At 56.3% G+C, this 19,374-nt stretch carries 19 protein-coding genes and 1 riboswitch; of the genes, 8 read left to right on the forward strand and 11 right to left on the reverse strand.

Going from position 1 to position 19,374, the window contains the following annotated elements:
- Position 1 precedes the first annotated feature (1 nt).
- Positions 2-847 carry a glucosaminidase domain-containing protein gene (locus ENH71_RS02660; protein ID WP_294136610.1) on the reverse strand — a complete coding sequence of 282 codons (846 nt, stop codon included), beginning with the start codon at positions 845-847 and terminating at the stop codon, positions 2-4.
- Between the two features lie 354 nt (positions 848-1,201).
- Here ENH71_RS02660 and ENH71_RS02665 point away from each other — a divergent pair, with 354 nt between their 5' ends.
- Positions 1,202-2,026, forward strand: a complete 825-nt coding sequence (locus tag ENH71_RS02665; RefSeq protein WP_294136608.1) for a DUF4097 family beta strand repeat-containing protein — start codon at positions 1,202-1,204, stop codon at positions 2,024-2,026.
- Positions 2,027-2,044: 18 nt separating this feature from the next.
- On the opposite strand, the gene ENH71_RS02670 is transcribed toward ENH71_RS02665, so the two are convergent.
- The 6 genes from ENH71_RS02670 to ENH71_RS02695 form a co-directional block, all read right to left on the reverse strand.
- Positions 2,045-2,854, reverse strand: a complete 810-nt coding sequence (locus ENH71_RS02670) for an ATP-grasp domain-containing protein (protein WP_294136606.1) — start codon at positions 2,852-2,854, stop codon at positions 2,045-2,047.
- A 169-nt stretch (positions 2,855-3,023) separates the two neighbouring features.
- Complete coding sequence (locus ENH71_RS02675) at positions 3,024-4,241, reverse strand: winged helix-turn-helix domain-containing protein (RefSeq protein ID WP_294136604.1); 1,218 nt, start codon at positions 4,239-4,241, stop codon at positions 3,024-3,026.
- Positions 4,242-4,269: 28 nt separating this feature from the next.
- Positions 4,270-4,440, reverse strand: coding sequence for a hypothetical protein (locus tag ENH71_RS02680; RefSeq protein WP_294136602.1), 171 nt, complete (start codon positions 4,438-4,440; stop codon positions 4,270-4,272).
- Positions 4,440-6,314 carry a carboxylesterase/lipase family protein gene (locus tag ENH71_RS02685; protein ID WP_294136600.1) on the reverse strand — a complete coding sequence of 625 codons (1,875 nt, stop codon included), beginning with the start codon at positions 6,312-6,314 and terminating at the stop codon, positions 4,440-4,442. The genes ENH71_RS02680 and ENH71_RS02685 overlap by 1 nt, the downstream gene beginning before the upstream one ends.
- 190 nt (positions 6,315-6,504) lie before the next feature.
- On the reverse strand, positions 6,505-7,470 hold the full coding sequence (locus ENH71_RS02690) for a zinc-binding metallopeptidase family protein (protein ID WP_294136598.1): 966 nt from the start codon (positions 7,468-7,470) through the stop codon (positions 6,505-6,507).
- Between the two features lie 51 nt (positions 7,471-7,521).
- On the reverse strand, positions 7,522-7,962 hold the full coding sequence (locus ENH71_RS02695; RefSeq protein WP_294136596.1) for a host attachment protein: 441 nt from the start codon (positions 7,960-7,962) through the stop codon (positions 7,522-7,524).
- Positions 7,963-8,129: 167 nt separating this feature from the next.
- On the opposite strand from ENH71_RS02695, the gene ENH71_RS02700 reads away from it, so the two are divergent.
- From ENH71_RS02700 to ENH71_RS02710, 3 genes are read left to right on the forward strand one after another with little or no spacing between them, the layout of a single operon-like run.
- Positions 8,130-9,275, forward strand: a complete 1,146-nt coding sequence (locus tag ENH71_RS02700) for a glutathione S-transferase family protein (protein WP_294136594.1) — start codon at positions 8,130-8,132, stop codon at positions 9,273-9,275.
- Complete coding sequence (locus ENH71_RS02705; protein ID WP_294136592.1) at positions 9,272-10,474, forward strand: hypothetical protein; 1,203 nt, start codon at positions 9,272-9,274, stop codon at positions 10,472-10,474. The genes ENH71_RS02700 and ENH71_RS02705 overlap by 4 nt, the downstream gene beginning before the upstream one ends.
- Before the next feature lie 3 nt (positions 10,475-10,477).
- A complete protein-coding gene (locus ENH71_RS02710) occupies positions 10,478-10,825 on the forward strand; it encodes a hypothetical protein (RefSeq protein WP_294136591.1) in 348 nt (115 codons plus the stop codon).
- A gap of 63 nt (positions 10,826-10,888) precedes the next feature.
- Here ENH71_RS02710 and ENH71_RS02715 read toward each other — a convergent pair whose 3' ends face one another.
- Positions 10,889-11,308: a MarR family winged helix-turn-helix transcriptional regulator gene (locus ENH71_RS02715; RefSeq protein WP_294136590.1), complete on the reverse strand. Its 420-nt coding sequence runs from the start codon at positions 11,306-11,308 to the stop codon at positions 10,889-10,891.
- A gap of 198 nt (positions 11,309-11,506) precedes the next feature.
- Positions 11,507-11,762, forward strand: a riboswitch (cobalamin riboswitch).
- Positions 11,763-11,902: 140 nt separating this feature from the next.
- Here ENH71_RS02715 and ENH71_RS02720 point away from each other — a divergent pair.
- Genes ENH71_RS02720 through ENH71_RS02730 form a run of 3 tightly spaced genes read left to right on the forward strand, consistent with a single transcriptional unit; the run spans position 11,903 to position 15,234 of the window.
- Positions 11,903-13,783, forward strand: a complete 1,881-nt coding sequence (locus tag ENH71_RS02720) for a TonB-dependent receptor domain-containing protein (RefSeq protein WP_294137455.1) — start codon at positions 11,903-11,905, stop codon at positions 13,781-13,783.
- Positions 13,784-13,793: 10 nt separating this feature from the next.
- The gene (locus ENH71_RS02725; RefSeq protein WP_294136588.1) at positions 13,794-14,330 is read left to right on the forward strand and encodes a DUF6580 family putative transport protein; all 537 of its coding nucleotides are present in this window, start codon (positions 13,794-13,796) and stop codon (positions 14,328-14,330) included.
- Between the two features lie 10 nt (positions 14,331-14,340).
- Complete coding sequence (locus ENH71_RS02730; RefSeq protein WP_294136586.1) at positions 14,341-15,234, forward strand: ABC transporter substrate-binding protein; 894 nt, start codon at positions 14,341-14,343, stop codon at positions 15,232-15,234.
- Here ENH71_RS02730 and ENH71_RS02735 read toward each other — a convergent pair.
- Positions 15,214-15,489, reverse strand: coding sequence for a hypothetical protein (locus tag ENH71_RS02735; RefSeq protein WP_294136584.1), 276 nt, complete (start codon positions 15,487-15,489; stop codon positions 15,214-15,216). The genes ENH71_RS02730 and ENH71_RS02735 overlap by 21 nt on opposite strands.
- Positions 15,490-15,579: 90 nt before the next feature.
- Positions 15,580-16,764, reverse strand: coding sequence for an MFS transporter (locus ENH71_RS02740; RefSeq protein WP_294136582.1), 1,185 nt, complete (start codon positions 16,762-16,764; stop codon positions 15,580-15,582).
- Between the two features lie 143 nt (positions 16,765-16,907).
- Between ENH71_RS02740 and ENH71_RS02745 the strand changes: the two genes are divergently transcribed.
- On the forward strand, positions 16,908-17,246 hold the full coding sequence (locus tag ENH71_RS02745; protein WP_294137458.1) for a 4a-hydroxytetrahydrobiopterin dehydratase: 339 nt from the start codon (positions 16,908-16,910) through the stop codon (positions 17,244-17,246).
- 90 nt (positions 17,247-17,336) lie between these two features.
- On the opposite strand, the gene ENH71_RS02750 is transcribed toward ENH71_RS02745, so the two are convergent.
- The gene (locus ENH71_RS02750; protein ID WP_294137460.1) at positions 17,337-19,055 is read right to left on the reverse strand and encodes a sensor domain-containing diguanylate cyclase; all 1,719 of its coding nucleotides are present in this window, start codon (positions 19,053-19,055) and stop codon (positions 17,337-17,339) included.
- Positions 19,056-19,374 lie beyond the last annotated feature (319 nt).

Raw genomic sequence — 19,374 nt, forward strand, 5'->3', positions numbered from 1 at the left:
TCTATTGCGTGGTTTGCGTACCCAAGGGCAGCGCTTCTGGCTCGTCCAATTCATCCAGGTTATTGAAGCGAATCATGGCCTGCAGCTCTCTGATGTATTCCTGTCCGCGTTGCGAATACTGCGTCAGGCCTTCGGCCAGCTCCAGCCCGGTAATCAGCTCATCATTTTCACGCAACTCCGAACGTTTCATTCTCAAGTCGTTGTAGGCGTCATGGCTGTTCAGATTGCGGATATAGCGCTGCACTGATTGCTGCGGCGAATCGAAGGCTGCGACTTCGTGTCGGGCACCGCTCGGGCGCGAGTCCGGGATCAACCCACAGCCCTCGACATAGCACCAGTGGCCAAAATAGTTATTGCCCTCCAGGGCAAAGCGCGACGCACCCCATCCACTTTCATTGGCCGCCTGTGCCAGCGCCAACGAGGGCGGCACTACATCAACCCGGCGCAACAGCGTGTCCCAATCACCCGCTTCTGTGATATCAAACGCTTCAATCTCATAGTCCTGCGCCAGTTGCAAGACTTGCCGTTGTTGGCGACCTGACAGTGAATCCCGGTTCTCACTGAGTAGCAACAGCTCGGCACGCAGCTTCAGAATCTCCTGGTTACGCATTTCCACCAGCGGCAGAAAATATCCGAAAAAGGCGTCTTTGCGCGCATCAACATCCTCAAAGGCGGCGAAATCAGGTGGTGGTGGCACACGCTGGGTGAGCAACCACCAACCTGTAAACATGAAACTCACCGCACCGATGCCCAGAATGGCATACGCCGCCGCGACATGCTTGCGCGGTTTCGTTTGCCCATCTGTCGGGGTTGGTGCGTTGCTTTTCGAATCGGTGTTAGCAGTCATGGTTAAATCAATTGCCCCCTGATCATGATTCCGATAATACTGTAACACGGCTTGCGCCATGCCACCTGAACAGACCAGCGGACGCACAACATCTTTCGTGCATCAGTCAATTGGCGAAATCCACCAGTCTCTTGTCAATCCTACCAATACCTACGCAGACTGCTTGCTTTTGGTTTCGTCATTGGAAAATTTCTATTATTTAATTCAACGATTTAAACCAATATCCAGAGTTGGTCCCGTTTTTGCTTTCTACTTTTGTAACGTGTTTGTAAACAATGCCATGTTAAATGCTTTAGGTTCCGTCAGGAAAACGAGCCGACGCCTAAACCGACAACGACAAAAAGGATAAAAACTGTGCGCAACCTTCTACTCTGCCTGCTTCCCTCTGTTCTGCTCTCCAGTGCCGCCCTGGCGGACGAGTGCAAAGACATCAACATTACCCTGGACAGCAATGACATCCGCACACTGACATTGGATGTCGGAGACGGCTACCTGGGGATCATCGGTTCAGATGATGACGACGCACCCATTGAAATACAGGCCGAAGCCTGTGCCGGCTCGCGCGGCGAGCTTGACGACATGGACATTGTTTATGAACGCCGCGGCGACACCTGGGAGGTGGAAACTGTAGCGGGCGAACATAATTTCAATATCTTTTCCCTGTTCAATGGGTCCTTCGACACCCGTATTGATATTGAACTCATGGTACCGGCCGGGCTGCTGCTGGATATTGACGACGGCAGCGGCAATATCGACATTCGGGATGTCCGCGGCGAACTGCTGATCGACGATGGTTCCGGTGACCTGCAAATCAGCGACACCATCGGTCCCGTGCGCATTGATGACGGATCGGGTGATATTGAGATTAACAACATCGGGGGCCGGCTCGACATTGACGATGGCTCCGGCTCCATGACTCTGACCCGGACCATGCACGTCAGTATCCGCGACGGCTCGGGCGATGTGAATGTGCGTGACGTCGATGGCGATGCAAACATCATCGATGACGGCTCAGGTGATATCCGTATCGAGCGCGTCAGCGGTAGCGTCATGATTGGCGATGATGGCTCCGGGAATATTACCGTACGCGACGTGCAAGGCGACTTCATCGCCCGCGATACCGGTTCTGGTAGCGTGAACTACAACGATATCGGTGGCCGCATTGAGGTTCGCGACTGAAGCAATGCAGAGCGCTGTTTACACCGCCACTGGTAACACAGGAACGGGCCCGTCGGGATCATCGGGCTCGCTTTTGCTGACCAGGTAGTCAAGTATAGCATCCCTGATAGCCGACCCCTGAGCCAGTCCCTGATTGCCAAACAGTCGATTGAACTCGAGTACGTAGGGGTGGTTGTCGACCAGCGCGATATCGAAACCGGCATGATCGACGCCCAGCGTTCGTGCCAGGCGCAGGGCCAGATTAGTCACGACTGCCGGCACCGGGCTTCGGTCTATCTGACCACCCTTGGCAACATTGTTATAGAATCCGCGATCTGACTGTGTGCGCCAATACGCCGTCACCACCCGATCACCAATCACCACCACGCGCACATCCCGGTCTATGGGCAGATATTCCTGCACGTACAACACAGGGGTCCTCTCGCAGTAGCGTTGCCAGTCCTGACGCGATTCGATCAGCCAGACACCTTCGCCCATGCTGGCTTTGGGCAGCTTGGCAACAAAAGGCAATGACATCAGCTGCCACAAACGCTCCCGACCGTCAGCAGTGTTAGCCTCAATTGGCGTCCAGGGGGTATGCTCCGGCGCCACGACCTGAAAAGCACGGGTCATTTCCACTTTGTCATGACCAATGCGGTAGCTGGCTTCGCTGGGAAAAACCCGACAGTTCAGGCCAAACACCAGCGCGTTGAGCTGCCAGTATTCGGGGAACAACACCCAGTCCGCCTGCCGCAACAGATCCTTTTGCCGAAACAGATCGTCCGGTTTCAAAACCGTTATGCCCGGCAAGCCCAGAGTGCGAAAAATATCGAAGGACACCAGGTTCATAGAATGCTTGCCATCCACCGAAAAAACGCATTCTATGCCTAATCTTGCCCTTGGCAAGCGATATTTAAACGAAGCTGGCAGGGGCGTGTCGGCGTGTGACTGCTTTGACCCGCGCCGCAGGCTGTGCACCGGCGTTCTGGTTTCAGTGATCAACACTTTAGGTACTGTGTTATGACCCTGCAGCTGCCAGCGCTTTGCGCAGCGGCGCGGCCAGTTGCCAGGGATGGGCTGCGGTCAGCGACACTGAGTCACATTGCTGAAACCGGCAAAATTCCTGCACGGCATCAACCAGCGCGGCAATAACGGTCTCCTCATCAAACCCGTACGATTCAAGGTACAGAGACTTGATCTCCAACTCACCGGTTTTTCGATGCGCTTTGCAATCCATGCGCCCGATGAACTCATCACGGTAAAGCAATGGCAAACAGAAATAACCATACTGACGTTTGGCAGCCGGCACATAACATTCTATTTGATAGTCGTAGTCAAACAGCGCTTTCAGCCGATCGCGCTGGATCACACTGTTGTCGAAGGGTGACAGAATCAGCAGCCGGTCTGGTACACGAGGAAGACGCTTGTCGAGCGCGCCGGCAGGCAATACGAAAACGTCGCCGTTGCTGACACCGACTTGTTGCAACTGCCCTTGCGTCAGGCGCTCATCGACCAGATTTTTTACCGCGCTGCGCAGCTCCGCATTGCGCCGCAGATAGGTCAGCCCTTTGAGTGACACCAGGCCATGACAACGCAACTGTTGCTCCATCAGATGCGCAGAAAACTCCTCCAACGTGGGCATTTGTGTGTCCACACCTGCCGGCAACACGCGTTCGGTCAGGTCATAACTTTTCTGAAAACCCTCGCGATCGCTGACCATCAGATCGCCCTGCATATACAGCTGTTCCAGCGCTTTCTTCGCCGGCTTCCAGTCCCACCAGCCGGCCTGCTTGCGGTCACCTGCGTCGATGTCACGGGACCGTAGCGGACCATCAGATCGTATACGCGCCAGTAGTTCGCGCATAAGTTTATCATCACGATGCCGGAACCAGTGCGTCTTGCCACTTTTAATGGCGTGTTTATAAGGCAAAGAAAAACGGAAGTCGGCCATGGGCAAAAACGCGGCCGCGTGAGACCAGTATTCGAAGATATCACGGGAACGCATCAGTTGATTAATCATGGCAGGTTTGAAGCCCGGCACTCTCGAGAACAACACATGATGGTGGGCGCGCTCGACCACGGAAATGGTATCAATCTGCACGTAGCCCAGATGGTCGATAGCGTTGCGGGCGCCTGCCAAGCCGCGCCCAAAGGGTTGCGACTGCAGCAGCCCCTGGGCAATCAGCGCCATGCGGCGCAGGCGGGCCCGATCCCTGGGGTGCTTGACTTCAACCACAATCAGGCAGCAACCACAGATTCACTCTTCACCCTCTCCTGGCTCGCCTGCGACCGAACAGGGTAATCCAGAACGCGCCTTCAAAGGCGATGCCCAGAATCAGGAAAATAGCCCCGCCGGCGGGCAAACCAAAGGAATAACACATGAGCGCCGCAAACAAAAATGCCAGCGCAATCAGTATCCGGTAAACAGCGCGCATCACAAATCTCCGCATCCGCCCTCAGCGAGTCCATTGTATTCATCACGGTCAAACGCAGACGTACCGCCAAAAGTCGCCAGATAGGCCCGGCAACGATTCTGCGGCGCACTCCATTGTTCGGCCATGAAATCTGTCTTGATGCTGTCCAGCGTCACCTCGTCGTTCATCATACGGATACCGCGATCGGCTGATGAATCCAGAATGAGGGTTTTGGGATTACCTTCACCGTTGCGCCAGGGTTGCCAAAGTGGCAATGCGCCATCGCGACCGGTGCCGGTTGCGCCCGTGTAGGCAAAGTTGGTCCAATACGACATCATTGCCGCCGACAACTGGTCTCGCCCCGGATTGGTGGCCGGATAATACAGTGCGTCACCGCTGATAAAACCTACATCCCAGTCGCCGAATATGAACGCCATTTCGGTAGAGTGCGCAGCACCGATAGCAACCGCCATGTCCAGGCCGTTGTCGCTGGTGCGCTGTTCGTCCCAGTCAAAGCGGTACGCGTACACCGGCGCGTCCTGTGCCGGAGCCATGCGTCGGGCCAGATTGTCAACACCGCGCCATTTCCACTGCACCGACGGATAGTGCGCGAACCGGATGTACTCTTGCGGATCATTACGGATGACATCAGTCATCGCGGCATAAAGATAGATGCGGCGCTCATCGCGATTGGTACCCAGAATAATGGGCACCTGGTTGTAGTCACCGGAGGCCAGTTGCGCTAACGGATCCTGCTCAACAAACACGGTGCCATCGGTAAACTTTTTCGGCGCCGGATAATTACGCGCCGCTTCCGGGTTGTACAATTGCAGGAAGGCCGCCGCATCCTGGCTGTACAACAGATCCCGGATCGCATCGTCGCTCATGGACTCCTGCAGCGCCATGGCACTGGCCCGGTCGGCAGCCAGGCCGTCACGCTGGAGGATCATGTTGATGATTTCTTTTGAGCTGTGAGCGTGGCCGGGCACATCATCGTCGCGGTAATTCACGGCCTGCGCAACAGAGGTGGTACCGATGCCGCCACTTTGTACAATGGCGCGGTGGAACAGACCCTCAGCCATGGGCGAGGTCACCAGACTCATAACATTGCCGCCGCCGGCGGATTCACCAAAAATGGTGACATTGTCCGCATCACCGCCGAATGCAGCGATGTTGTTCTGCACCCACTGCAGCCCCGCGATAGTATCCACCGTGCTCCAGTTACCACTGGCAGCGGCGCCGCTGGCATCCGCTGCCAGAATGGCCGGATGATAGAACCAGCCCAGACTGCCCAGACGGTAGTTCACCGTCACCACGATGACATCCTGTGATTGCGCCAATTTACCGCCGTTGTAATCACCGGCATAACCGCTGTTGTTGCCGCCACCAAAGATCCAGTACATTACCGGCAGGCTTTCGCCTTCAGGGATGTTGTCGGGAGCGTAAACACTCAGGTACAGACAGTCTTCGCTGCCGACAATACCGTCACCGTCCGGGTCGGCAATGCCGGCGGACAGACCGGAGACAAATTGCGGACAGGGCTGAATGGGGTCGGTGGCAGCGAGAGTTCCGCTCCAGGGCGCGGGCGGCTGCGGCAGCTTCCAGCGCAGCTCGCCAACGGGCGGTTGCGCGAAGGGAATACCTTGCCAGGCCAGGCTGCCGTTGTCCTGCACCACGCCGGTGAGTTGGCCCTGGCTTAGGTTACGCAAGGTCGGGTCGGCCTGTGCAGCGGCGGGCGCGGCAGACTCGCTTGGGGACGACGGGGACTCGGCCCCATCGGGGCTGCAGGCGAGCACTGTGGCACCCAGGCCTGAGAGCAGCCAGGCCGCCATGAACTGTCGGTATTTCAAACGCAACAGACTTCTGCGCAATGATGCAACAAGACTTCTGGACATGGCAAACCTCTGAACCGGGACACTGTTTGGCTCAGCTTAAACGCCAGCCTCAGGCCTGTCCACCGCTTCCGATGTCCGCTAAGGTGGCGACCGGCGCCTGGAAGCAGCCGACCGGATCCGGGACCGGCAAGGGGGTTGGTTGCAGCCTCACAATATTGAGTCACTTTGCTCCAACTTCAGGATGATCGACTCAAAGCCCCTGGGCACCGCGCCGCAACCAGCCGTGCACAAACGCCAGTTTTTGCCGGGCGTGATTCGACAGCACAAATGGATAAATATCCGCCAACCCCATCGAGCGATTAACGTGATTGACGCCCACGGTGAGCGAGGCCGCGGTGCTGATCAGTCTCTCAGCATCGGGCTCCGAATACGGATCCCAGCCGGCATCGGGCATCCGGGGCGATGACAGGCCGGTGGCGACAAAACTGTCAGCAATGTCGGTCAGGTGCAGCAGGTGCGCCGCCGTTTCTGCCCAATCCTCATGAGGGTGAGCGGTGGCGTAACTGGTCAGATAGTGCTGCTTCCACGCCACCGGCGGACCGTTTTCGAAGTAGTATTGCAGTGCCGCCGTGTAGTCGATTCGCTCGTCACCAAACATGGCGCGGAACGCATCAAGAAAATCCTCACGCAGACTCAGCCGCCACCACAGCATATGGGATATCTCGTGGCGCATGTGGCCAATCATGGTGCGATAGGGTTCCTGGAGTGCTTCACGGCGAGTCGTCTGCAGTACAGCGTCCGCCTCGGCCACACTGATTGTAACCACGCCTCCGACATGGCCCATCGCAACCGGTGTCGGCCCTTCAGCCAGCATACGAAATACCGGACGGGCGCCGGGGTCTTCCGGTCGAAACCAGTGCCAGCGCCCCAGGTTATCCAGCGCCCAACGCTTGGCCGCCTCGGTCTGTGCCCAATTGGGAATGGCATTGGCTATGTCCGGATCAGGCGCCAGCGCTGTCATGGCACACGATCGGCAGAACTCACCCTCTTTTGGCGCTATCCAGTTACAACCTATTCTGTCCCGATTGGCACAAAAAGGAGGCATGGGCAGAAAAGCCCGTGCCTGCGGATCGTAGGCAACAGGTGTGCCATCGGCGGTGGCAAGATTATCGAACCAGAGAGATCCGGCGCCAACCGGATTGCTAAAAACGCGCATTAAAATGCTCCAATCAGAGAGGAGTGTCTATCTCGGGACAGGAACCGCTATCTATACCGGCAGGCTGTCAGGCAGATGTTTGCGGATATCCTCAGTCGGCTGCTGTGCCATATTCTTGCTGATCTCCTGCACTACTGCCTTGTGCAGTGAGGGGGACATCTCGTCTCGTAGCTGTCCGAGAAAATGCGGCGCCGCAATAATAAAAAGTTTTTCATACTTATTGCGGCTTCGGCATTGATCCAGTTCGGCGACGATTTCCTTGGCGAAAGTCTCGGACTCGTGCTGTCTGGCACTGGTCGGCGCTTCCTGCGCATGGCGGCCATAGCCGGCACTGTCGAATGATCTTCCGCGCTTATCGGAGACCAGATCCTGCTCGTGCAGGCGACTTTCGGGGTGGGAAAAGGTTTTGATTTCGTCAAGAACGTTGAGGGATTTCCAGTTAAACAACCGGGCGCGGCTATTTTCAGCAACCAGTACCCATGTGGTTTTCATACACTCACTCCTTCGTAGCGGGTGATCTGGTACCGTACCAGCTATCGGCACCATCCACACCCCCCACCCCGGAGGAATTTGTATTATTCAGGCAACACGCGCTTGTATGAACGGAATTTTTGCTACACTGTCGGTCAGCACAATATAGCAGAGAGACGCCGCATCAAATGACCCAGGCACCGCCTTCAACAGGCCCACTGATTCTTTACGGCGCTCCGCACTCCCTATACACCGGTGTGGTGCGCTGCTACCTGCGCACCCAGGGCACTGCCTACATTGAGCGCCCCACCTCGCACCCTGACTTCGCGCAACGCATCACACCGGCTATCGGGCGCAGTATCATTCCTGTCGTGGAGCTGCCAGACGGTAGCATCATTCAGGACAGCGTCGAGATCATCGATCACTTCGAGCGCGCCGGTGTGCCCTGGCCTGCCTATCCAGAAGGACCATTGCAAAGAGTGCTGGCCATCATCGTGCAGTATTACGGCAGCCAGGCCATGCTGCGGCATGCAATGCATTATCGCTGGTCGTATCTGGGTGAGCAGGAAGCGTTTATCAAAGATGCCTTTGCGGCAGGGTCCGGGCCAGATATGGCAGGAAAAATCATGGCGCGCATGCAGTCCTACCTGCCACAGCTCGGAGTTACCGAAGCCAGCATTCCCCTGATCGAACGCTCCTTTGAGTCGCTAATGGATATCCTGGAACAACATTTGCGCCTGCACCCGTATCTGTTCGGCGGGCGGCCTTCAGTCGCAGACTATGGCCTGATCGGCCCGATGTTCGCGCACCTGGGTCGCGACCCGGTGCCTGCAGACCTGATGAAGCGCCGCGCACCGCGCGTGTTCCGCTGGGTCGAGCGAATGACAGCGCCGGGGCTGGATGTACCCGAATTCGTGGACTACGGCACCGACTACTTCATCGACGACAGCATTCCGGAAACGCTGACCCCGCTGTTCGCCCATATTGCAGATGAAATATTTCCCGAGCTGACCGACAAGCTGGTGTTCATGGATGTACACGTGAACCATTTACAACCTGCAGACGGACAACCGGTTTGCGACAAACCCCACCAGCGTTACCTCGGCAAGATTGATACACAGTTCCGTGGTGTGCCGGTCACTACCGGTATACAACCCTACCTGTTGTACCTGCTGCGGCGCGCGGACGCGGTGCTGCAATCACTGGATGAAACGGAGCGATCGCGTGTCATCGCCGGCTTGCAACGTCACGGGCTTGATCAGGCGCTGCCGGGGGAGCGTGGCTACAGTGTTGACCGGCGCGGCCATATTGAGGTGTGGGAGATCCCGTCTTGATATTTTATACATTTTCGCCTATTTGTGTGCCAGTCAACTGGCAAACCGAGCTGATCACCAGCACCCATGAGAAACTCCGGATACTCACCCGATTGCTCGACGATTTCCCCGGTGTGTCGGTGAATGCGTGCGAGTGGCCAATGGGATACGGCTCACTAGAGCATGACAACCTGCCATTGTTCTATCAGGTTGGCGCCGAGATCAGCCTGCAGGCAATGATGCAGGAAGACGACGTAGTGGATGCCAGGCTTTACTGCTACGACAATTGTCTGGCAGTGCTGGCAATTGTTCTGGAAACTGCGGTTGATCTTGGCGACGTCGATGACCTCGCTATCAGTGAGCGCATCGGCACCCTATCGACCAGATACCTCAAACCGATATTGTCGCACCTGTATAAACAGGAAGGTACCGGGCATTTTATCTCACCAAAATCTTACAAAGTGTATGCCGATACACCGTCAGCACTGTGTGATGCCCGGCCACTTTGGGTCGCCAGAATGCTGGTGCAGTCACCCGAGCTGCCTCCCTCTCATTATCATCACTGGCTGAAAAGCGTTGATGATACGTCGGATATATTATTGCTGGGATCAGGTAATTCGCTATTGTGTGATCCGGCACATCTGCAGGATATGCGTCGCGTCATGGTGCTGTCGCAGTTTCATGCAGCACTGGTATTGCGCACAGAATCTCTGCTGGAAAAAACCCTGACGCAATTTAACGGTGCGTACTTTAACAAGAAAAAAAATCGAACCAGAATGGCGCTGCAAAATTCTGTCGACCTGCATCAGTACCGTAATGATCATATTGAATTCATCTGCATACAATACTCCTCTGCACAGGCGGGCATACAAGGCAAACGGCGCCTGCTACTGGCGCAGTTCGACAACGCATGGCAGGTGAAGCAACAGGAACACCGACTTCAGCAACTCGCGCAACTGGTGCAAAAGCGCCTGGACCGTCTGGTGGAAGAATCACGACGCGCCCAAACCCGCAGTATTCAGACCCTGTTGGCGTTTTTGGGAGCGCTCAGCCTGCTAGCGCTGGTGGTCGATCTGGCAAGCCTGAGCAATGACATGGAGCACGGCGACACGCTGGGCATTCTGGACATATTCGCCCTGATCTCCGCTGAAAACGTGCTCAGCATCACTGTCCTTGTCGTGGTAATCTTGACCGCATTATTTTACAAAAATCATGAGTGACATATGAAACGCATCCGCTATACCGTCACCTTGTCGTCACCGTCGTTCCCCTATCAGGAAAGTCTGGTGTCTCTTGCACCACACCTGGGGAAACACTTCGCCGGCGCCTGTTGCCGCCCGATCGACGGCATCTGGGCGGCAGAGGGGCATCTTTACAAGTCGCATTACGAAGGTGTGGTACAGGAACCGGGCATGCAGATTCTGATCAGCGTGCTGCCAGAGCAAAAAGCACTCGCTTATCAACATATTCAATCCATGATTCAGACGTTAAAGAAAGATCTGGCGCTGGAGATTGACTGGGTTCATGTGGAGAGTGAGGAAGTTGAGGCCGGGCATTTTCAGTTAACGTAACCGTCCGGCGCTCCCCGCAAAGTAAACGATGTCAATTGACCAGGCACACTCCATTCTTCATTATCAGAGCAACAAGCCAGTCAACCTGCTCAGGCTTTTCTGATCTTCGCCACTCAGTGATTGCATAACGGACTGTGCCACCTGTGCAAACGAGGCATCAGCATCGCTAAAAATCGTTTCACCGGCGCTCGTTATTGTCACCAGACTCACCCTGGCATCGCGTGGCGCCTCTTCCTTGCTGATAAGACCGACTTTCTCCATGGGGTTCAGCAACCTGGTGACCCCCGATGCGCTGAGTCCGACTTGCTGGGCCAGATCGATCCGGCGCATTTTGTTTTCCGGGGCTGCATGCAATTGCCGTAGCACCAGGTACTCGGTAAAACTGATACCGTGAAATGACAGCGGACCGGCGATTTGCTTCTGGATTTTGGTATGCAATGCCACCAGCTTGAGAATGAGTTCGCTTTGCGATGATGTGGCCACAACAGCCTCCTTGATTAATGTTTGATTGCGCAAGTATATTGACATGTAGTTGAGCAGTCAAGCATATGGCAAGCTATTTTTATCCAGGCACATCATGTAAATTCGAATACACGCAAAAAGTTGCCGGTGACGCTGTTGGCGACGGTATCGTTGTCACAACGCACACTCACAGATTTGACTTCCCCTCAGCAATCACCTAATGTTCCCGCCGCTTCAGGTGTTCTGCTGTCAGACAGCAGAATTAAACGGGAAGTTGGTGCGACTCGAACCCAAGATAAGAGTTCAATGCCAACGCTGCCCCCGCAACGGTAAGCAAGTAAGTCACATCGATATGCCACTGTCATTCAGCGCCTGGCGCCAGACTTGATGGGAAGGCGATGCGGCTTGATACCCGTCAGCACAACGACGGTTATGACTTGTAAGCCCGGAGACCGGCCTGATGCCAACGACACGCTGCGGAGGGCAGTGCTGCGGAAAGTCGCCCCCTGCTCTGTTGTGTTGGCATTCTGAAATAGCCCGCACTGTTGAGGCCCCTCTCCGTTGCTGTTTCCTCCCCGGCGTTTAACTACACGCACTCGGGTGAGAGATTGCACAATGTCGCAAAAAATTTTTACAACCACTAACACAGCACTGAGCTGTGCCGTCTTGTTTTTTTCCACACTGCCAGTGGCAGCCAGCGTAGCAGCCCAATCCAACACGTCTGCCGACGTCGGAACCCAGGAAATGATTGTCACCGCCAACCGGCTGGCACAGCCGCTGGGCGAAACCCTGGCCGCGTCCACCGTGTTTACACTGGATGACATCGAAGCCGCGCAGGCTCAGAGCCTGCTCGACTTGCTGGCCGGCGCGCCCGGCATTCAGATGGCCCGCACCGGCGGTCAGGGCACGCAGACCAGCCTGTTCATGCGCGGAACAAATTCTGACCATACCCTGATTCTGATTGATGGCGTCAAAGCCAATACCGCCAGCGAAGGTTTCGCCCGTCTGGAGAATATTCCGGTGGCACAAATCGCGCGTATTGAGGTGGTACGCGGCCCGCAGTCCAGTCTGTACGGCGCCGATGCCATTGGGGGTGTCATCCAGATCTTCACCAAACAGGCAGCACACAGTGATGCAGAGCCTGGCCTGAGCGGCAACCTCAGCGCCGCCGCCGGCACCGAGTCCACTTACAACGGCAGCGGAGGCTTCAACCTGCGGGGTACCCATACCTCGCTGGCACTGAATGTGTCGCACCAACAGACCGATGGCATACGCCCCATTCATACGCCCCGGCCCAGCGCCCGCCGCAGTGCCTATGACAATGATGCAGCGAACCTGTCCATTGCCCATCAGTTTGGCAATGGAGCAGCACTGCATGGCGCCTACAGCCTCACCGATTCACAACTGGAATACGACGGCGGCATCAACAACGGCGAAGGCCGCACCGCGCACCTCGGATTGCGTCTGCCAGTGACCAACAGCTGGCAGAGTGACCTGCAGGTTTCCCGCTTCATTGACGAGAGTGTTAATGACAGCACCTTCGCCTCACTCAGCCGTACCGAGCGCGATGCCATCAACTGGCAGAATCACGTGCAGCTTGGTGACAACAATAGCATCGTGGTGGGCGCAGATTTTGAATCCGAGGAACTGCTGTACGAGATGAGCGGTGCCACGCAGACCGACACCACACGCGACAACGGCGCGGCGTTTGCCGTGCTGGACACGCAGTTTGCGCTGAGCAACAGCTCAGTCGACACCACCCTGTCTCTGCGCTACGACGACAACGAACAGTTCGGTGGCAAAACCACGGGCAAGGCCGCAATCGGTACCGACCTCGGTGACAACATGCAGCTTTGGACGTCCTACAGCACCGCTTACAAGGCACCGTCCCTGGTGGAGCTTTACGTCGATTTCCCGGGTTTCTTCTTTTTTGGCAACCCCGATCTGCAGCCGGAAACCTCTCGCAATGTGGAGATCGGCCTGGAAGGCAATCATGCCGGCGCCCGCTGGTCGATCAATGCGTTTCGCAACGAGATCAAAAACCTGATCACCACCGACGCGTCATTTAGCAGCCTGACCAATGTTGACCGGGCCACCATCAACGGTGCTGAACTGGCAGTCAGTGGTTCCTGGCTGGGCTGGGATGCCAATGCTGCGCTGACCCTGCTGGATCATGAGAACAGCGACACCGGGCAGGAGCTGCTCCGCCGCCCCAATGAGATACTCAGTGCCGGCATCTCGCGTGAATTCAACAAACTCGATGTGGGGCTGACCTGGCTGCTGCGTGGCACGCAGAAGGACGTTGACCCGGTGACTTTTGGTACTTCATCGGTTGCCGGTAATGCCGTGTTTGACCTGGCTTTTTCCTATCAGCTGCTCAATGATTTCGGTCTGCAACTGAAGATCGGCAACCTGTTCGACAAGGATTATCAGGTAGTGGATGGCTACAATACCTATGGCCGTACCGCTTTATTAACCACACGTTACATATTCTGAGGAGCCCGTGATGCCCATAACCAAAATCAGCCACAGGCAAAAATCGGAACTGTTTACCATCGTTGCGCTTATCGTCGTGGTCGCGGCCATGCGGCTGCTGCCGCACCCGATGAACGTGACACCCATCGGGGCGCTGGGTCTGTTCGCCGGGGCCTTGTTGCCCTCGCGCACGGCCTGGTTGCTGCCGATGGGCGCGTTATTGCTCAGCGACATGATCAACGGGTTTTACGCTCTGCCCGCCATGGCGCTGGTGTATGCGGGTTTCTGGTGCAGCGCTGTAATCGGGCGCGTGTGGCTTGCGCGTCGACGTACACCAGAACGCCTGATCGGCGCCGTGCTGGCCTCCGCCACAGTATTTTTCATAATCTCCAATCTGAGTGCCTGGCTGATGTATTATCCGCGCACGCTGGAAGGGTTTGTGCAGTGTTACATCAGTGCGATTCCGTTCTTCGGACGCTCATTGTTAGGTGATGCTCTGTACGCCACGCTACTGTTTGGCCTGTACGAATACATTCGCCGTTTTCAACCCCAATGGCGAACCGCCTGAGGCCTGAATCATGCGCATTGTTTCGCTGCTGCCCAGCGCAACCGAAATCATCTGTGCGCTGGGCGCGCACCAGGGCAACATCTGCACACTGGTAGGCATTTCGCACAGCTGTGATTACCCAGCCGAAATCTGCGATCTCGACGTGCTGACCAGTACGCGGGTGCCGGTGCATGAAACGCAGCTTGTTATTGATCAGTTTGTACGCCAGGAGATGGCAGCCGGCCGGGGACTCTATGCCCTCGACATTGAGAAGCTGGCAGAATTGCGCGCGGACGTTATTGTGACCCAGACCCTATGTGATGTGTGTGCGGTCTCATCCGGGGATGTGTACCAGGCGGTTGCCGATCTGCCCGGTGACTGCAAACTGGTCGAGCTGGCTCCTTCGTGCCTGGATGATGTTTACGACGACATAATTCGTGTCGGCGATGCGGTGTATGCCGGATCTGAAGCACGGCAACTGGTGATGCAATTACGCGAACGCGCGGAAGCGGTCTCCCGTCAGCAGATCCTGAACGGAGACAAAGTGTTATTCCTGGAGTGGCTGGACCCACCGTTCAGTGGCGGGCACTGGATACCTGACCTGATCGATATCCTGGGCGGCACCAGCTGTCTGGTGAAGGCCGGCCAGCGCTCGGGCACGTTAAGTTGGCAGGCGATCACAGAATGTGACCCGGATATTATTGTGGTGGGCTGCTGTGGCTACTCACTCGAGGAATCTGAAGCGGCGCTGCACCTGTTGGCAGACCATGCGCCTTGGTTATCACTGCGCGCCGTACGCGAAGGAAACGTGATTGTCGGCGACGGCAATGCCCATTTCAGCCGCGCCGGACCCCGGCTGATTGATGGTCTGGAAGAGCTAGCAGCAAATCTGTTGGCTGCCAGATCAACGCTGCCGGGCGCCTGATGCATTCTCCAGACAAAACTCGTCACGGGACTTCAACGCACCATCGGGGTGGTAGAAGCTATCCAGAGCATCGTATCTGACATAAATATCTCTGTTTTCAAGTCCTGTGCAGATGACCCGATAGGTGTCACCGTCGTACATGGACGCGTACGAAGGCGCTTCGTAACGCTCATCAGAGGATGCGCAGGCGCTCAACGTGAGCGCAGCGAGAACAGGGGCGATACGTTTCAGGTAATAATTCAATGGCGTGACCATAAATCCTCCTGTATTAAAATTGCTTCACATACGTCACCGTAGCATCTTTGAGCACGCGTGTGGCAAACACCAGCATCGGGAAACGGTCCGTTACGCTTTGGCCACAGACAGACTGCTGTAGCTGACCAGCGCACCGACAAACATCAACACGGCGCTAAGCGCGAAGGTCAACCGGAAGTCCTGCTGCCAGTCGATCAGCAAACCGGCCAGCGCCGGGCCGATCAATTGCCCAAGAGCGAAAAACACCGTAACAAAACTGACCGCCATGGCGGCATGCTGCGGCTTTACGGTGCTGGTAGCGGCGGCCAGCACCGACGTGAAGAGCCCCGTTACCGACAGCCCCACCAACACAAAATGCACAGTAAACGCCCAGGTCTCGGGCCAGATCACCGGCAGCAAGGTGGCAACAATTGCCACCGTCATGCAAAAAATCAGGGCGCGTCCGTGGCCTACCAAATCTGCCAGCCAGCCCCATCCCGGTCCGGAAAAAATCGACACAAACCCCATGACAGCCACCAGACGCCCGGCAATTTGCGGGTCGACGCCGGCATCCAGGGCAAAGCTGTACATGAACAACACCTGCACGATATACGTCAGACCCACCACACCGTAGATCAGCGCCATGCGCATAACATGCGGGTTTTGATAGGCTATCGTCAGGCCCTGCCGCATCGAAACCGGTTCTTCATGTAGCGGCGGGTCGCGCAGAAAAATCATCACCAGCACAATTGCGAACACAGCGATACCGGCAAAGCTGGCCCATATCATACGCCAGCTGGCTTCATCACCCGTTTGTGTGATGACCGGAATCAACGCGCCGGCGAGCAGTATGCCAATGCCCACACCACTGCCGGCAAAACCGATCACCATGCCCCGACGCTCGGGATACCAGGCACCCAGCAGAGAAACCAGTGGCGTAAAAGTGAACGCGGTACCGAATCCCATCAGCGTCATGCAGAGCATCAGCAGAGGATAGGCAGAAAACAGGCTGAGTCCGGTGTATCCGATGGCCCCCAGCGACAGTCCCAGCAGGATCGACTTCTTGCCGCCATGGCGGCCGGCGAACACACCCGCATACAGCAACAGCACCAGATAACCCAAAGCAGTCAACGTACCCAGATTGGCCGCCTGCGAGTAGCTCAACTCAAGAGTCTCGCGCATGACAGGTAATACCAGCCCGTAGGCCAGACGACCGAACACCACCGCGACCAGCGTGCAGAGCATACTGATCGGGACGAGCACAAGAACGGGAGGGCGATTGGTGGAGACGTTCATGAATCAGGACTTCTCGAAAAAGCCAGCGAGTATAGCACAGTTACCCAATGCAGCTCGACGGAGCACTGCCCGCGTCGGCATTTGACCTGATGGCGGGGGCTCGCGTTAAGATGGAGACACACTTAGCAACAAGGAGTCCGGTCATGAATGATCTGACAACGCGAAAATGCAAACCGTGCGACAGTGATGCTGACCCGATGGGCGCCGAACAGGTCAAACAGTACCTGGTCATGATCGACGGTGAATGGAAAGTGGAAAACGAAGGCAAACAGATCAGCCGCACTTGCAAATTCGAAAACTATTACCAGACGTCGGCGTTTGTTAATGCTGTGGTCTGGATTGCCCATGGTGAAGATCACCACCCGGATATTACCTTTGGCTACAACAAAGCCACCGTGGTCTACAGTACGCATGCCATTGGCGGTCTGTCGGAGAATGACTTTATCTCCGCGGCGAAAGTTGATGCCTTGCTGGACAATTGATTCAGCGGACGGACCACCCGCAAACGCTCCATAACACCCGGTTCGTCGTTGCCTCTGGTGTTACTTGCCATGGCGACAACAGCGCCAGTGTCAGGGGCGGTAACACTCAACCCGGTTGCGCCCCGCGCCTTTCGCCGCGTACAGGGCCTGGTCAGCGTGGTTGATAAAATCCCGTTCGCTCTGCTCGCTGGCCAGTTCCGTAACACCAAAACTCGCCGTCACCTGGCCAACCTCGGGATGCTGAAAAAATGCCAGCCGCTGCCGAAGACGCTCGGACAACTGTGCGGCTTCGGCCAACGGCGTCTCCGGCGCCAGGATCACAAACTCCTCACCACCCCAGCGACTGACGATGTCGCTGTCCCGGACCTGTTCGCACAGCACCTGCGCCGCCGTGCGCAAAACTTCATCACCCACGGCGTGGCCATAATTGTCATTTACTTTTTTGAAGTGATCAAGGTCAACAAAAATCAGTGACAGAGGTCTCTGATAACGCTTGGCCGTAGCAAAGGCGATATCCAGTCGTGCATCAAAACCCCGGCGATTCAGGGTCTGGGTGAGGTGGTCACGCTCGGCACGCCGGCGATCGCTGATGTCACGCGCCAGAGAATAAAAGCCGACAACCTGACCGTCATCGTCACGCTGTGGAATATAGGTTAGCTCCACCGGCATCATACTGCCATCGGGCTGCCACAGATGTTGCTCAAAAATCACTTCCTCGCCCGCCAACGCCGCTTGCATGTAGGGCAACGCCTGTTCAAAAAGCTCCGGGCCAACGACGTCCACTGCCGGTTTGCCAATGATCTGCCCGGCAGGACGCTGAAACCATTCCGTGTAGCCCGCATTTATTTCACGAAAGCACAGTTGCATGTCAATCCGAGCAATCAGAATTGGCAAGGCATCAATCAGCTGGGTGCGTTGTTGACGTTGCTGCTCGAAGCTCTGGGCATCATAGAGCGAGGATGCCAGCACGCGACTGGCCATATTGAGTATGTCCAGATCACTGTCGCTAAAAGCGCCGACCTGGCTTGAGTAGACCTTAAGTACCCCGAAACAGCGCTCTTCGTGAATCATCGGCACCAGCAGGCCGGAGCGGAAACCAACACGGTCAGCCGCTTCACGCGCGACGCGCGGCTCATTATGGGTGTCACGGCAGTACATGGGCACGCGATCACGGTAACAGGCACCCGACAGACTGCCGGAAACCGGCAGGCGCAGTCCCAGCGAACTCATTGCCGTGCCCGCTGCCGCCGTGTACACCATCTCTTTTCCTGCCGCCTCTTCCACGGCAGCGCCGTCGGCGCCGGTGATCGCGAGCCCGATTTGCGCCACCTGTTCACGCATGGCCTGCAAATTCAGACCGGCGGTACCCGCCTTGGTCTGTATATCGGTCAGCGCCTGCAATTGCCGGCGCTGCTGCTCAAGGTCACGCAATGCCGTGACATCACGTTGAATGGCGATAAAGTATCGGGGAGTGCCAGTCGCAGGATAAGGTCGTATTGACCACTCCATGCGAAACGGCGAACCATCCTTTCGGTAGTTGACCGTTTCGCCAAAGAACGCCTGCCCTGAGACCAGCTGCTCTTTGAGGCGCTGCATCAAGTCTTTGTCGGTTAACGGGCCTTGCATCAAACGCGGCGTCTGGCCCACGAGTTCTTCGGGCTCATAGCCGGTCATGGCGCAGAAAGCGGGATTGGCGTAGACGATGACGGGACCCGGCAACGCGAGCCGGGCATCGGTGATCAGTACCGCATCACGCACTTCTCCCAGCACACCCAGTAGCAGGTCTCGGTCGGCGAAATCGTGTCTCATCTGACTGTTATCGTCCTTATCCTGACTTAAATTCGCTTATTCTGTTTCCCTGCGGCTACCGTCGCACCACTTGCAGTGCACACGGAGAATAATATTTTGCTCCCTTAAAATATCAACTTACGATCTGTTAGTGACAGATTATAAACCGTTTGCCCAATCATGGAAAATGTCCGGCCGGTCATTTGACAGGGCCTTTTATCTTTGTCATGGTTTTAAGCAACCAAGCTGATTAATCAAAGATTTATTTCTTTGGTATCAGCTTTTTTTGTCATGGCACATGCGTCACCGGCGACATCGGCTTGTTGCGAGTGGGGCAAAC

Origin of the sequence: Pseudohongiella sp. (assembly GCF_011050365.1) — a bacterium.
Taxonomy (GTDB): Bacteria; Pseudomonadota; Gammaproteobacteria; order Pseudomonadales; family Pseudohongiellaceae; genus Pseudohongiella.

Bases quoted from the DNA above. Each gene is read 5' to 3' on its own strand.
- ENH71_RS02735 (WP_294136584.1), bottom strand. From the start codon at position 15,489: ATGGTCACGCCATTGAATTATTACCTGAAACGTATCGCCCCTGTTCTC.
- ENH71_RS02690 (WP_294136598.1), bottom strand. From the start codon at position 7,470: ATGCGCGTTTTTAGCAATCCGGTTGGCGCCGGATCTCTCTGGTTCGAT.
- ENH71_RS02685 (WP_294136600.1), bottom strand. From the start codon at position 6,314: ATGTCCAGAAGTCTTGTTGCATCATTGCGCAGAAGTCTGTTGCGTTTG.
- ENH71_RS02745 (WP_294137458.1), top strand. From the start codon at position 16,908: ATGAATGATCTGACAACGCGAAAATGCAAACCGTGCGACAGTGATGCT.
- ENH71_RS02725 (WP_294136588.1), top strand. From the start codon at position 13,794: ATGCCCATAACCAAAATCAGCCACAGGCAAAAATCGGAACTGTTTACC.
- ENH71_RS02750 (WP_294137460.1), bottom strand. From the start codon at position 19,055: ATGAGACACGATTTCGCCGACCGAGACCTGCTACTGGGTGTGCTGGGA.
- ENH71_RS02680 (WP_294136602.1), bottom strand. From the start codon at position 4,440: ATGCGCGCTGTTTACCGGATACTGATTGCGCTGGCATTTTTGTTTGCG.
- ENH71_RS02740 (WP_294136582.1), bottom strand. From the start codon at position 16,764: ATGAACGTCTCCACCAATCGCCCTCCCGTTCTTGTGCTCGTCCCGATC.
- ENH71_RS02710 (WP_294136591.1), top strand. From the start codon at position 10,478: ATGAAACGCATCCGCTATACCGTCACCTTGTCGTCACCGTCGTTCCCC.
- ENH71_RS02730 (WP_294136586.1), top strand. From the start codon at position 14,341: ATGCGCATTGTTTCGCTGCTGCCCAGCGCAACCGAAATCATCTGTGCG.
- ENH71_RS02695 (WP_294136596.1), bottom strand. From the start codon at position 7,962: ATGAAAACCACATGGGTACTGGTTGCTGAAAATAGCCGCGCCCGGTTG.
- ENH71_RS02660 (WP_294136610.1), bottom strand. From the start codon at position 847: ATGACTGCTAACACCGATTCGAAAAGCAACGCACCAACCCCGACAGAT.
- ENH71_RS02720 (WP_294137455.1), top strand. From the start codon at position 11,903: ATGTCGCAAAAAATTTTTACAACCACTAACACAGCACTGAGCTGTGCC.
- ENH71_RS02670 (WP_294136606.1), bottom strand. From the start codon at position 2,854: ATGAACCTGGTGTCCTTCGATATTTTTCGCACTCTGGGCTTGCCGGGC.
- ENH71_RS02700 (WP_294136594.1), top strand. From the start codon at position 8,130: ATGACCCAGGCACCGCCTTCAACAGGCCCACTGATTCTTTACGGCGCT.